Origin of the sequence: Streptomyces sp. NPDC006384 (genome assembly GCF_042870695.1) — a bacterium.
In the GTDB taxonomy this organism is placed as follows: Bacteria; Actinomycetota; Actinomycetes; order Streptomycetales; family Streptomycetaceae; genus Streptomyces.
The window spans coordinates 178909-192400 of sequence record NZ_JBIAHR010000003.1 but is presented as its reverse complement, the minus strand read 5'-3'; the positions used below and the strand labels follow the sequence as shown (position 1 = coordinate 192400).

The window sequence follows — 13492 nt, the reverse complement described above, 5'->3', positions numbered from 1 at the left end:
TCGCCCCGTGACTGTCGCCGTGCGGCGGAGACCTCGTGGCCGACGCCACACGGCTGTCGCCGTGCGGGGCGCCGGGAGCGCCGAGAGCTGTCCTCTTGCGCGGACTGCGGTAGATACCGGGGCCCGCCTCACGGGGCGTTCCGGCCGCCATACGGTCGCGCCAGCTCTGCTTCAGGCAGAGTTGGTCCGATCAGATGCGGCCTTCATCCTACAGGCGACCACCGGGTCCGTGACCTGTGAGAGCGCACACCCGCCGCCCCTCTCACCCGCCCCTTCACCTGCCCTTCGTGCCCGTCCCCGTCCCCGTGGTGCCCAGCCAGCCGGCGAGCTTGCCGCCCTGGCCGACGGCGCGCAGCCGGGCCTCGGCCGCGTCCCGGACGGGGTCGGTGGCGACCACGAGGAGCTCGTCGCCGCGCCGCAGCCCCGTCGTCGGCAGCGGGACGAACGACTTCCCGTCCCGCACGACCAGGGTGACGGCGCTGCCGGCGGGCAGCCGCAGCTCGCTGACCTCGACGCCGTGCATCCGGGAGCCCTCGGGGATCGTGACGGACAGCAGGTGCCCGCGCAGCCGCTCCAGGGGCGCCGACTCGATGCCGAGGTCGGCGGCCTCGTCGCCCTTGCCCAGGTGCAGCTTGCGGGCCAGCCAGGGCAGCGTCGGGCCCTGGACCAGGGTGTAGACGGCGACCAGGACGAAGACGACGTTGAAGATCCGGCGGCTGCCCTCGACGCCCTCCACCATGGGGATGGTCGCCAGGACGATGGGCACGGCGCCGCGCAGCCCGGCCCAGGACATCAGGGCCTGTTCCTGCCAGGGCACCCGGAAGGGCAGCTGGCACAGCACGACGCTCAGCGGGCGGGCCACCATGGTCAGCACCAGTCCGATGACCAGCGCGGGGACGATGTCGTCGCCGAGCTCGTGCGGGGTGACCAGCAGGCCGAGCAGCACGAACATGCCGATCTGGGCGATCCAGCCGAGCCCGTCGGCGAAGCCGCGGGTGGCGGGCCAGTGCGGCAGCCGGGAGTTGCCCATGACCATCGAGGCCAGGTAGACGGCGAGGAAGCCGCTGCCGTGCGCCATGGCGCCGGCCGCGTAGGCGGCGACGGCGATGGCCATGACGGCGATCGGGTACAGACCGGAGGCGGGCAGCGCCACGTGCCGCAGCCCCCACGAGCCCAGCCAGCCCACCGCGACCCCGATGGCGGCGCCGATGGCCAGCTCCAGGGCGATCTCGCCGAGCAGCACGTACCAGTGCTCGATCGGGCCGGCCGTGGAGAAGGCGACGACGAGGATGACCACCGGGGCGTCGTTGAAGCCCGACTCGGCCTCCAGCGTGCCCGTGATGCGCGAGGGCAGCGGGATCCTGCGCAGTACGGAGAAGACGGCCGCCGCGTCCGTGGAGGACACCACCGCGCCGATGATCAGCGCCTGCCGCCACTCCAGCCCGGTCAGGTAGTGCGCGCCCGCGGCGGTCACCCCGACGCTCACCGCGACTCCGCCCAGCGCCAGCGCGGAGGCGGACGGCAGGACCGGCCCGATCTCCTTCCACTTCGTGCCCAGGCCGCCCTCGGCGAGGATCACGACGAGGGCCGCGTACCCGATGACCTGCACGAGTCCGGCGTTGTCGAAGTGGATGTGCCCGATGCCGTCCTGGCCCATGGCGATGCCGATGGCCAGATAGACGAGCAGGCTGGGGAGCCCGCTGCGCGAGGAGACGCGGACCGCCGCGACGGCGACGAGCAGGACGAGCGAGCAGACGAGCAGGAGCTGGTTGAGGTGGTGGACAGTCAGCGGCCGTTCCCTTCCCTGGCGCACGGGGCCCGCGCGCGTGAGGCACATGCGGGGCGTACGAGTACAAGGCTGCACGGCGCACGCGTACATGGCACACGAGGCCGCGGGACTCCACGGCCGACTACTTCGTTACCTTACCTAACTCTTGACGATTTCTTGACGCTCCCCTCGGCGGGATCGAACGTCCGTGCGCGGCGGTAGCCGACTCCGCGTCAAGGGGGAGTGGGCCCTGCGCCTACAGTTGCTCCAGCGCTCAGTACGAAGCACAGCCCGCCCCTGCCGCTCGTGTTAGGACAGCAAGGACAGCGATGCCCCCCACCAACACCGCCTCTTCGGGTCAGCAGCCCGGCAAGTCCGGCAGGAAGAAGGGGCGCAAAGCACGCCTTCTCGCCCTCGTGCTGGTGCTGGCCGTCATCGGCGGCCTCGCCTACGGGGCGTACTGGTCGATCAGCACTGTCCGCGCCTCCTTCCCGCAGACCAAGGGGTCCCTCACGCTCGAGGGCCTGTCGGGCCCGGTCGACGTCAAGCGCGACGGCTACGGCATCCCGCAGATCTACGCCTCCTCCGACGAGGACCTGTTCATGGCGCAGGGCTACGTCCAGGCGCAGGACCGGTTCTACGAGATGGACGTGCGCCGCCACATGACGTCGGGCCGCCTGTCGGAGATGTTCGGCAAGAGCCAGGTCGACAACGACGCGTTCCTGCGCACCCTGGGCTGGGACCGGGTGGCGAAGAAGGAGTACGACGAGAAGCTGTCGGACTCCACCAAGAAGTACCTCCAGGCGTACGCGAAGGGGGTCAACGCCTACCTGAAGGGCAAGGACGGCGCGGACATCTCCCTGGAGTACGCGGCGCTCGGCTTCACCAACGACTACAAGCCGCAGGAGTGGACGCCGGTCGACTCGGTGGCCTGGCTGAAGGCGATGGCCTGGGACCTGCGCGGCAACATGCAGGACGAGGTCGACCGCGCCCTGATGACCAGCCGCCTCGGCCCCGAGCAGATCGCCGACCTGTACCCGGCGTACCCCTACGACCGGAACAAGGCGATCGTCCAGGAGGGCCGGTACGACGAGGTCACCGAGACGTTCCAGGGCGGCGGCGACGGCTCCACGGACGGCAGCGGCACCGGCACGGGCATCGGCAGCGGGACCGGCGCGTCCGGCGCGGGCACCGGCACAGGCACAGGCACCGGCACCGGCAGCGGAAGTGCCCTGGAGAGCCAGCTCGCGGGCCTGCAGAACGTCCTGGACGACCTGCCCACCGCCGTCGGCGTCAACGGCAACGGCATCGGCTCCAACTCCTGGGTCGTCTCCGGCGAGCACACCATCACCGGCAAGCCCCTGCTGGCCAACGACCCGCACCTGTCGCCCTCGCTGCCCTCCGTCTGGTACCAGATGGGCCTGCACTGCCGCACCGTCTCCGCCAAGTGCCAGTACGACGTCTCCGGCTACACCTTCGCGGGCATGCCCGGCGTCGTCATCGGCCACAACCAGGACATCGCCTGGGGCCTGACCAACTCCGGCGCCGACGTCACCGACCTGTACCTGGAGAAGGTCACCGGCGACGGCTACCAGTACGACGGCAAGACCGTGCCCTTCAAGACCCGCGAGGAGACCATCGAGGTCGCCGGCAGCAGGTCCCGGACGATCGTCGTCCGCGAGACCAACAACGGGCCCCTGCTGTCCGACCGCGACGACGAGCTGGTGAAGACCGGCAGGAAGGCCACCGTCGACGCCGCGGCGCCCGACCGCGCCGACGGCTACGGCGTCGCCCTGCGCTGGACGGCGCTGGAGGCCGGCACCACGATGGACGCCGTCTTCGCGATCGACCGGGCCAAGGACTGGGACGGCTTCCGCGAGGCCGCGGCCCTGTTCGACGTGCCCTCCCAGAACCTGGTCTACGCCGACACCGAGGGCAACATCGGCTACACGCTGCCCGGCAGGATCCCGGTCCGCGCCAAGGGCCACGACGGCTCCGTCCCGGCGCCGGGCTGGGACTCCGACTACCGCTGGACCGGCGAGTACATCGACCAGGACGAACTGCCCCACGAGTACAACCCCGACCGCGGCTACATCGTCACCGCCAACCAGGCCGTGGTCGACGAGGACGAGTACCCGTACACCCTGACCACGGACTGGGGCTACGGCACCCGCAGCCAGCGGATCACCTCCCTGATCGAGCAGAAGATCAAGGACGGCGGCAAGCTCTCCACCGACGACATGCGCCAGATGCAGCTGGACAACAGCAGCGAGATGGCCAAGCTGCTGGTGCCCCAGCTGCTGAAGATCGACGTCGGCGACAAGGACGTCCGCGAGGCGCAGAAGCTGCTGGAGGGCTGGGACTACACCCAGGACGCCGACTCGGCCGCCGCCGCCTACTTCAACGCGGTCTGGCGCAACATCCTCAAGCTCGCCTTCGGCAACAAGCTGCCCAAGGAGCTGCGGGTCGAGGGCCAGTGCCTGTGGGTCGACCCGGTCAACACCACCAGGCCCGCCGACGAGGTCGGCAAGGTCTACGAGTGCGGTCAGCGCGACGCCGACCAGGCGCAGCCGGACGGCGGCGACCGCTGGTTCGAGGTCGTGCGCCGGCTGATGGACGACCCGAAGAGCGACTGGTGGACGACGCCCGCCAACGGCACCCGCAAGGGCGCCGACCACAACCGTGACGACCTGTTCGAGCGCGCCATGGTCGACGCCCGCTGGGAGCTGACCGCCAAGCTCGGCAAGGACATCGACTCCTGGAACTGGGGCCGGCTGCACCGCCTGTTCCTGAAGAACCAGACCATGGGTACCGAGGGCCCCGGCTTCCTGAAGTACGCCCTCAACCGCGGCCCGTGGAAGCTCAGCGGAGGTGAGGCGGCGGTCAACGCCACCGGCTGGAACGCGGCGGGCGGCTACGGGGTGGTCTGGGTGCCGTCCATGCGGATGGTGGTCAACCTCGGCGACCTCGACAAGTCGCGGTGGATCAACCTCACCGGCGCCTCCGGCCACGCCTACAACGACCACTACACCGACCAGACGGACAAGTGGGCCGAGGGCGAACTGCTGCCGTGGGCGTTCACGAAGAAGGCGGTCGACGACAGCACGAGCGACACCCTGGTGCTCAAGCCGTAGGACGGGCACCGGAGTACCGGAGTACCGGAGTACCGGAAAGAGGGAGCGGCCCCCACCCACACGTGGGGGCCGCTCCCTCTTTCCGGCATCCGCGGGCGTCAGCGGAACCTGTGCACCCCCGACGGCGTCACCACCGCGTCCACCGGCCGGTCGTGCGGCTCCGCGGGCACGTGCGCGACGACCTCCCGGTCGTACAGCAGCACCAGCAGCGCGGGCCGCGCGCCCGCCCGCTCCAGCCGGGCGAGGACCCGGTCGTAGGAACCGCCGCCGCGGCCCAGCCGCATGCCGCGCCCGTCGACCGCCAGCCCGGGCAGCAGCACGACGTCGGCGCCGGTCACCGCGTCCGGGCCCAGACGCCCGCCGGCGGGCTCCCACAGGGCCATCCGCCCGCCGTGCCGCACGCGCGCGAGAGAGTCCCCGCCGGTGTAGAGACCCCAGTCCAGGTCGTTGTCGGGCAGCAGCGCCGGCAGCAGCACCCGTACGCCCCGCGCGCACAGCGCGTCCAGGAGGGCGCGGGTGCCCGGCTCGGCGCCCACGGAGACGTACGCCGCCACCGTGCGCGCCCCCGCCACCTCCGGCAGCGCCAGCGCCCGCGCGGCGAGCGCCTCGCCCGCCGCGCGCACGTCGTCCGCCGCCAGACCGCCCCTCACCATGAGGAATTCCCGCCGCAGGGCCCGCTTGCCGGGCCCGTCGGCATGTTCGCCGAGCGTCAAATGTCACTCCTGTCCTGTTCTTGTCCGCTCATATGAGCGCAGGTGTTCCGGAGTCACAGATTCCTCCCAAAGCCACCGGATAGGGTGACCGCCATGACTCAGTCCCACCCCAGGATCAGCAAGGCTGTCATCCCCGCAGCCGGGCTCGGTACCCGGTTCCTGCCGGCGACCAAAGCCACTCCCAAGGAGATGCTGCCGGTCGTCGACAAGCCGGCGATCCAGTACGTGGTCGAAGAGGCCGTCTCCGCGGGCCTCGGCGACGTTCTCATGGTCACGGGCCGCAACAAGCGCCCCTTGGAGGACCACTTCGACCGCAACTACGAACTGGAGTCCGCCCTCCAGAAGAAGGGTGACGCGGACCGCCTGGCCAAGGTCCAGGAGTCCAGCGACCTGGCGATGATCCACTACGTCCGCCAGGGCGACCCCAAGGGCCTCGGCCACGCCGTGCTGTGCGCCGCCCCGCACGTCGGCGACGAGCCCTTCGCGGTCCTGCTCGGCGACGACCTGATCGACCCGCGCGACCCGCTGCTGCAGCGCATGATCGACGTGCAGCAGCAGTACGGCGGCAGCGTCATCGCCCTCATGGAGGTCGAGCCCGAGCAGATCCACCTCTACGGCTGCGCCGCCGTGGAGGCCACCGGGGACGCCGACGTCGTCAGGGTGAGCGGACTGGTCGAGAAGCCCGACCCCGCCGACGCCCCCTCCAGCTACGCCATCATCGGCCGCTACGTCCTCGACCCGCACGTCTTCGACATACTCCGCAAGACCGAGCCCGGCCGCGGCGGCGAGATCCAGCTCACCGACGCCCTCCAGCAGCTCGCCGAGGACGAGAAGGTCGGCGGCCCGGTGCACGGCGTCGTCTTCAAGGGCCGCCGCTACGACACCGGCGACCGCGGCGACTACCTGCGTGCCATCGTCCGGCTCGCGTGCGAACGTGAGGACCTGGGCCCCGACTTCCGGACCTGGCTCCGCAGTTACGTAGCCGAGGAGATGTAACGACGTTGAGCGGCACCGAGCACCGTGACACCGGTCACGACCACACCACCGCGGACTTCGGCCCCGACCGGCTGTGGTCGGTGCAGGAGCACCTGGACGACATCCTCGCCACCGTCCGGCCCCTGGAGCCCATCGAGCTGAACCTGCTCGACGCCCAGGGATGCGTCCTGGTCGACGACATCACGGTGCCGGTGTCGCTGCCGCCCTTCGACAACAGCTCCATGGACGGCTACGCGGTGCGGGTCGCCGACGTGGCGGGGGCGAGCGAGGAGTTCCCCGCCGTCCTCGAGGTCGTCGGCGACGTCGCCGCGGGCCGGACCGACCCGCCGTCCGTGGGCCCCGGCGAGGCCGCCCGCATCATGACCGGCGCCCCGCTGCCGCCCGGCGCCGAGACCGTCGTCCCCGTCGAGTGGACCGACGGCGGCCTCGGCGAGGGCCCGGTCACCGCGATGCGGGCCGCCGGCCTCACCCCCGAGGACGCCGGGGGCGCCGAGGGCCAGGTCCGTGTGTACCGGCCGGCCGCGGCGGGGGCGCACGTGCGCGCCGCGGGCAGCGACGTGAAGTCCGGCGACCGCGCCCTGGCGGCCGGCACGGTGCTCGGCCCGCCGCAGATCGCCCTGCTCGCCGCCATCGGCCGCGGCAGGGTCCGGGTACACCCGCGCCCGCGCGTCGTGGTGCTGTCCACCGGCAGCGAACTCGTCCAGCCCGACGAGGCGTTGGCCCACGGACAGATCTACGACTCCAACAGCTTCGCCCTCACCGCCGCCGCCCGCGACGCCGGCGCCATCGCCTACCGCGTGGGCGCCGTCGCCGACGACCCCGAGACGCTGCGGGACACCATCGAGGACCAGCTCGTCCGCGCCGACCTCATGGTCACCACCGGCGGTGTCAGCGTCGGGGCGTACGACGTGGTCAAGGAGGCCCTCGCCCACGTCGCCGACGAGGACGAGCCGGGCAGCGGCGTGGAGTTCCGCAGGCTCGCCATGCAGCCCGGCAAGCCCCAGGGCTTCGGCTCCGTCGGCCCCGACCACACCCCGCTGCTCGCCCTGCCGGGCAACCCGGTGTCGTCGTACGTCTCCTTCGAGCTGTTCGTGCGCCCCGTGATCCGCACCCTCATGGGCCTCACCGACGTCCACCGCCCCACCACCACCGCCACCCTCACCGCCGACAAGGCGCTGACCTCGCCGAAGGGCCGCCGGCAGTTCCTGCGCGGCTCCCTCGCCGACGGCTCGGTCACCCCGGTCGGCGGCGCCGGCTCCCACCTCGTGGCCGCCCTCGCGCACGCCGACGCGCTGATCGTCGTCCCCGAGGACGTCGAATCGGTCGAGCCCGGCACCGAGGTCGAGGTGGTCCTGCTCCGCTGACCCCGCCCGGATGGCGGTACCGTGTCGCGCACAGCAGGCCCGCGCGCCGCCCGCGCCGGGCCCGGACCGGGAGCGCCACACAGCATGAGCACGCAGGACCGACCCACCCAGGACGCCCAGGCCCCGCAGGACCGGCTGACGCACATCGACGAGGCGGGCGCCGCCCGGATGGTCGACGTGTCCGCCAAGGACGTGACCGCGCGCACCGCACGCGCGAGCGGACGCGTCCTGGTGGCGCCCCGCGTCGTCGAACTGCTGCGCGGCGAGGGCGTCCCCAAGGGCGACGCCCTCGCCACCGCCCGGATCGCGGGCATCATGGGTGCCAAACGCACCCCCGACCTGATCCCGCTCTGTCACCCCCTCGCGCTCTCCGGTGTGAAACTGGACCTGTCGGTCGCGGACGACGCCGTGGAGATCACCGCCACGGTGCGGACCACGGACCGCACGGGCGTCGAGATGGAGGCGCTCACCGCGGTCACCGTCGCCGCGCTCACCGTGATCGACATGGTCAAGGCGGTCGACAAGGGAGCGGTCATCACGGACGTGCGCGTGGAGGAGAAGACGGGCGGCAAGTCGGGCGACTGGAGCCGGACATGACACCGGACGCACCGACGGGCGGCGCCCCGCGCGCGCCGTACCGCGCCCTGGTCGTCACCGCCTCCAACCGGGCCGCCGCCGGGGTCTACGAGGACAGGGGCGGCCCGCTGGTCGCCGAGGGCCTGCGCCGCCTCGGCTTCGCGGTCGACGGCCCGCAGGTGGTTCCCGACGGCGACCCCGTCGAGGCGGCCCTGCGCGCGGGCGTCGAGGCGGGCTACGACGTGATCGTCACCACCGGCGGCACCGGCGTCTCGCCCACCGACCGCACCCCCGAGGCGACCCGGGCGGTGATCGGCCACGAGGTCCCCGGCATCGCCGAGGCCATCCGCGCCCACGGCCGCGACAAGGTGCCCACCGCGGCGCTCTCCCGGGGCCTGGCCGGGGTGGCGGGGCGGACGCTCATCGTCAACCTGCCGGGTTCCACCGGCGGCGTGAAGGACGGACTCGCGGTCCTGGAACCCCTGCTGGTCCACGCCGTGGACCAGCTCCGCGGCGGTGACCACCCCGGGCCCGGCAGCAGTGGGGGTGCGCGCTGAACGGCCCGTCCTGGCCCGTCGAGCTGGTGGACGGCGACATCGTCCTGAGGCCCATAAAGCTGCGCGACCAGCGGGCGTGGCGCGAGGTCAACCGGCGCAACCGCGACTGGCTGCGCCCCTGGGAGGCGACCGTCCCGCCGCCCGCGCCCGGCGGACCGCCCGCACAGCGGCCGACGTACCGCCAGATGGTCCGGCATCTGCGGTCCGAGGCCAACGCGGGCCGGATGCTGCCCTTCGTCATCGAGTACCAGGGGCGGCTGGCCGGCCAGTTGACGGTGGCCGGGATCACCTGGGGCTCCATGTGCTCCGGCCACGTCGGCTACTGGGTGGACGAGGCGGTGGCCGGGCGCGGGGTGGTGCCCACGGCGGTCGCGATGGCCGTCGACCACTGTTTCCGCACCGTCGGGCTGCACCGGGTCGAGGTCTGCATTCGCCCCGAGAACGGGCCCAGCCGCCGGGTCGTGGAGAAACTCGGATTCCGCGAGGAGGGACTCAGGCCGCGTTATCTCCACATCGACGGCGGCTGGCGCGACCATCTCGTGTTCGCCCTCACCGCGGAAGAGGTCCCGGAGGGTCTGCTGCGGCGCTGGCACCGGTCGCGCGAGCGGCCAGGCGGCCGGGAGCAGGCACGGGAGCGGAGCTCACGCGACATCCCGGGCAATCCGGCTCGGCCGGGCAACGGGAATTGAATAAACGTTCGAATTGCTCGGGGTGTGATCATATCGAAACGGGTAATTCGGTGATCTGGCGGTCGGGTGATCGCATCGGTCGTAAAAAAAGTTCGAAATATCAGCCAGATCGTGCGACACACCGGCCCAATTGGCGGATGGCCCCATCCAAACCCCTCTACCGTGTGAGGCGTGAGCAGCAGCGGCCTCATCTACGCAGTCATCGTCGGGGCCTGGGCCGCCTACTTGGTGCCGATGTGGCTCCGTAGGCAGGACGAGCTGAACGAAGCCCGTCCGACGGAACGCTTCAGCACCGCCATCCGGCTGCTGTCCGGACGGGCGGGCATGGAGCGCCGGTACGCCAAGGACCGGCGGACGCGCTCCGCCGGCGAGGCGGAGCCCGACACCGACGCCCCGGACGCCGTCACCGACTCGGTGGACGTCCGGGCGTTCGCCGTGTCCCAGACCCGCCGGCACCCCCGGCCGGCCGACACGGGGACGGACGTACGCCCGGACCGTGCCGCGTCCGGTCAGGACCCCGTGACCGGTCAGGACCCCGTGACCGGTCAGGACCCCGCGTCCGGCACCGCACCGGCCCGCAGGCAGGTGCCCCCCGCCCGGCGCGGCCCCGGCTCGGCCGCCGCCGCCCGCGCCCGGCGCACCAAGGTGCTCGCACGGCGCCGGCGCACCACCGTGGTCCTCTTCCTGGCCTTCACGCTCGGCTCCGTCGTCGCGGCGGTCGGCGGGCTGGCGTTCCTGTGGGCGCCCGGGGTGCCCGCCGTGCTGCTCAGCGCGTACATCGCCTACCTGCGGTCCCAGGAACGCCGCCGGTTCGCCTTCCACATGGACCGCCGCCAGGCCGAGGCCGCCGCGCGTCGGCTGCGCGAGCGCGACCGCCGTCCGCGACGGCGCGCCCCCGCCGACCTCACCGACGACCCCGACGCCGAGGAGCCGGACGAGGCACCCGACGCCGAACCCGACCCCGGCCTGTCCGCGCTCGCCGCGGACCGCCGCGCCCTGGTGGAGCAGACCGACCACGCCGAGTGGGTCGACCAGCAGCGCGAACGGCAGCGGCGCCCCGGCAAGGGCGACAGCTGGGACCCCGTGCCGGTGCCCCTGCCCACCTACGTGACCGCGCCGGTCGCCCCCCGTGCCACCTCCGACGTGGACCTCGCGACGCCCGACGCGTGGAGCTCGGCCCGCTCCAGCGCCGTCGCCCCGGGCCAGGAACCCACGGCGCCCCGGCCCGAACCCGACCGCGCCGCGGCCGACCGCGCCCCGTCCGGCGATGCCGAGGACCGGCAGGACACCCCCGGCCGCAGCGGCACCCGCCGCGCCGTGTCCGCCCGGCGCTCCCGCGAGCGGGGCCGCACACCGCTGTTCGACCAGTACGAGGACGGCGACCGTCCCCGCGCGGCCAACGAGTAGCGCGCCCGGTACCCGCCCCCCGTCCCGCCCCGCCCGGGCTCCGGGAAGGGATTTTTGAGCAGGCCGATCGGGGTGCTAAAGTTTCACTCGTTGCAAGGGCCTGTGGCGCAGTCCGGTAGCGCACCTCGTTCGCATCGAGGGGGCCAGGGGTTCAAATCCCCTCAGGTCCACGCAGCATGAAGCCCCTGTCGGTGATCACCGACAGGGGCTTCATCGTGTCCCCCGGAGCCCCGCCCCCCGCAGGGGCCGGGCATGCCGCCCGTGTGCGCCCTACGGGACCTGGAGGGCCTTCGCGTAGCAGAGGCTCTCCTCGTGGAAGCGGTAGTAGCCGAACTTCTCGCAGGGCTCGTAGCCGCTGGAGAGGTAGAGGGCGACGGCCTCCGGCTGCTTGGTGCCGGTCTCCAGGACCATGCGGGTCCGGCCGGCCGCGCGGGCGTCCTCCTCCAGGGCGGCCAGGATGCGCCGGGCCAGCCCCCGGCCGCGCATCTGCTCGATCACGAACATCCGCTTCAGTTCGGCGTCCCCGTCCCGGTTGCCCTCGTCGTTGGCGTCCTGACTGCGCCAGCCGCCGGAGGCGACCGGGACGCCGTTCTCGTCGTACGCGATCAGGTACAGGCCGTTCGGCGGCGCGAAGTCGGACGGGTCGAGGTGCGTGGCGTCGCCGCCGTCGCCGTAGCGGGCGTCGTACTCGGCCTGGACCTCGTCGTTCAGTTTCACGGCGTCGGGGTGGTCGAAGGGGACCCGGCGTATGTTCATTCTTCCTACCGTAAATCTATGCGCAATCCGGAGACGGACATCGTCCAGTGTGCCGGTATCGTGCGCTGATGCTCACCGTGACCTCCGTGAACGTGAACGGTCTGCGCGCCGCCGCGAAGAAGGGCTTCGTGGAATGGCTCGCGGGCACCTCCGCCGATGTGCTGTGCCTCCAGGAGGTGCGGGCCGAACCCCAGCAGCTGCCCGAGCACGTCCGCGCACCCGAGGGCTGGCACGTCACCCACGCCCCGGCCGCCGCCAAGGGCCGCGCCGGCGTCTCCCTCTACAGCCGCCGCGAACCCGACCGCGTCCGGGTCGGCTTCGGCTCCTCCGAGTTCGACTCCAGCGGCCGGTACGTCGAGGCCGACCTGCCCGGTGTGACGGTCGCCTCCCTCTACCTGCCCTCCGGCGAGGTCGGCACCGAACGCCAGGAGGAGAAGGTCCGCTTCATGGACGAGTTCCTCCCCTACCTCAAGGAGCTGCGCGAGCGCGCCGCCGCCGACGGCCGCGAGGTCGTCGTCTGCGGCGACTGGAACATCGCCCACCGCGAGGCCGACCTGAAGAACTGGCGAGCCAACCGGAAGAACTCCGGATTCCTGCCGGAGGAGAGGGAGTGGCTCGGCCGGGTCCTGGACCCGGCCGACGGCGGCTACGTGGACGTCGTACGCGCCCTGCACCCGGACGCCGAGGGCCCGTACTCGTGGTGGTCGTACCGGGGCCGGGCCTTCGACAACGACGCAGGCTGGAGGATCGACTACCACCTGGCCACCCCGGGGCTGGCCGCCGGGGCGGTCAAGGGGTACGTCGAGCGGGCCGCCACGCACGCCGAACGCTGGTCGGACCACGCGCCGGTGACCGTCGTCTACGGGCGCTGACCCCCGCCGGACCGCTTGTGCAGCCGGCGGTCCAGGGCGAGGGAGAGTTCCGCCTCCACCACGCTGCGGGCCAGGGGGCGCAGGCGGTGGAGGTCCTGCTCGGGGGCGTGGCGCAGGATCAGGTCGGTGAAGAGGGCGGCGAGGGCGTCGGCGTGCTCGCGGACGCGCCGGCCGGCGTCGAGGACCTCGGCGAGGGGGATGCCCTCGCGGACCAGGGCCGAGGAGACGTCCAGCAGGCGGCGGCTGATGTGGACGAGTTCGTCGCCGTCGGTGCCGAGGTAGCCCAGCTCCATCGCGGCGGCGAGGTTCTCCGGGGTGACCTCGCCCTCGAAGCGGGCGGCTAGCTCCTCGGGGGTGAGGCGGACCGGTGTCTCCTCGGTGGGCTCGCCGACGCCGAGCAGATCGCCGACGTCGCGGCCGTGCTCGAAGGCGTCGGCGAGTTCCGCGATGCCGGTGAGGGTGTGGCCGCGTTCCAGGAGGGCGGCGATGGTGCGCAGGCGGGCCAGGTGGTGGTCGTCGTACCAGGCGATGCGGCCCTCGCGGCGGGGTGGCGGGAGCAGTCTGCGCTCGCGGTAGAAGCGCAGGGTGCGCACCGTGATGCCGGCCAGGCGGGCCAGTTCCTCCATGCGGTACTCGCGCTTCTCGGTCACGCCCCGACCC

The 13492-nt window shown here is 72.5% G+C and carries 12 protein-coding genes and 1 tRNA gene; 9 read left to right on the top strand and 4 right to left on the bottom strand.

The features are described from left to right. Positions 1–274 precede the first annotated feature (274 nt). Positions 275–1837 carry a potassium/proton antiporter gene (locus tag ACFYOJ_RS05005; RefSeq protein WP_356554533.1) on the bottom strand — a complete coding sequence of 521 codons (1563 nt, stop codon included), beginning with the start codon at positions 1835–1837 and terminating at the stop codon, positions 275–277. A gap of 260 nt (positions 1838–2097) precedes the next feature. Here ACFYOJ_RS05005 and ACFYOJ_RS05000 point away from each other — a divergent pair, with 260 nt between their 5' ends. Beyond that, positions 2098–4902: a penicillin acylase family protein gene (locus tag ACFYOJ_RS05000; RefSeq protein WP_356554531.1), complete on the top strand. Its 2805-nt coding sequence runs from the start codon at positions 2098–2100 to the stop codon at positions 4900–4902. Positions 4903–5000: 98 nt separating this feature from the next. Here ACFYOJ_RS05000 and ACFYOJ_RS04995 read toward each other — a convergent pair whose 3' ends face one another. Continuing rightward, on the bottom strand, positions 5001–5555 hold the full coding sequence (locus tag ACFYOJ_RS04995; RefSeq protein ID WP_388596207.1) for a 5-formyltetrahydrofolate cyclo-ligase: 555 nt from the start codon (positions 5553–5555) through the stop codon (positions 5001–5003). 153 nt (positions 5556–5708) lie between these two features. Between ACFYOJ_RS04995 and galU the strand changes: the two genes are divergently transcribed. From galU to ACFYOJ_RS04960, 7 genes are all read left to right on the top strand, one after another. Next, complete coding sequence (gene galU, locus ACFYOJ_RS04990) at positions 5709–6611, top strand: UTP--glucose-1-phosphate uridylyltransferase GalU (protein WP_356554527.1); 903 nt, start codon at positions 5709–5711, stop codon at positions 6609–6611. A 5-nt stretch (positions 6612–6616) separates the two neighbouring features. After that, positions 6617–7975: a gephyrin-like molybdotransferase Glp gene (gene glp / locus ACFYOJ_RS04985; protein WP_388596168.1), complete on the top strand. Its 1359-nt coding sequence runs from the start codon at positions 6617–6619 to the stop codon at positions 7973–7975. Between the two features lie 84 nt (positions 7976–8059). After that, positions 8060–8572, top strand: coding sequence for a cyclic pyranopterin monophosphate synthase MoaC (gene moaC / locus ACFYOJ_RS04980; protein ID WP_356554526.1), 513 nt, complete (start codon positions 8060–8062; stop codon positions 8570–8572). Next, the gene (locus tag ACFYOJ_RS04975) at positions 8569–9108 is read left to right on the top strand and encodes a MogA/MoaB family molybdenum cofactor biosynthesis protein (RefSeq protein ID WP_356554525.1); all 540 of its coding nucleotides are present in this window, start codon (positions 8569–8571) and stop codon (positions 9106–9108) included. Before moaC ends, ACFYOJ_RS04975 begins: the two co-directional genes overlap by 4 nt. 26 nt (positions 9109–9134) lie before the next feature. Then, positions 9135–9797 (top strand): GNAT family protein, encoded by a 663-nt coding sequence (locus ACFYOJ_RS04970; RefSeq protein WP_356554523.1) that lies wholly within the window; start codon positions 9135–9137, stop codon positions 9795–9797. Between the two features lie 171 nt (positions 9798–9968). Continuing rightward, positions 9969–11204 carry a gephyrin-like molybdotransferase receptor GlpR gene (gene glpR, locus ACFYOJ_RS04965; RefSeq protein ID WP_356554521.1) on the top strand — a complete coding sequence of 412 codons (1236 nt, stop codon included), beginning with the start codon at positions 9969–9971 and terminating at the stop codon, positions 11202–11204. Between the two features lie 96 nt (positions 11205–11300). Continuing rightward, positions 11301–11374: transfer RNA gene (locus ACFYOJ_RS04960), tRNA-Ala, on the top strand. 100 nt (positions 11375–11474) lie between these two features. On the opposite strand, the gene ACFYOJ_RS04955 is transcribed toward ACFYOJ_RS04960, so the two are convergent. Then, positions 11475–11960, bottom strand: a complete 486-nt coding sequence (locus ACFYOJ_RS04955) for a GNAT family N-acetyltransferase (RefSeq protein WP_356554520.1) — start codon at positions 11958–11960, stop codon at positions 11475–11477. A 68-nt stretch (positions 11961–12028) separates the two neighbouring features. On the opposite strand from ACFYOJ_RS04955, the gene ACFYOJ_RS04950 reads away from it, so the two are divergent. Then, a complete protein-coding gene (locus ACFYOJ_RS04950; RefSeq protein WP_356554519.1) occupies positions 12029–12832 on the top strand; it encodes an exodeoxyribonuclease III in 804 nt (267 codons plus the stop codon). Here ACFYOJ_RS04950 and ACFYOJ_RS04945 read toward each other — a convergent pair. Then, the gene (locus tag ACFYOJ_RS04945) at positions 12820–13482 is read right to left on the bottom strand and encodes a MerR family transcriptional regulator (protein ID WP_356554518.1); all 663 of its coding nucleotides are present in this window, start codon (positions 13480–13482) and stop codon (positions 12820–12822) included. The two genes, ACFYOJ_RS04950 and ACFYOJ_RS04945, sit on opposite strands and share 13 nt — an antisense overlap. Positions 13483–13492: the final 10 nt, after the last annotated feature.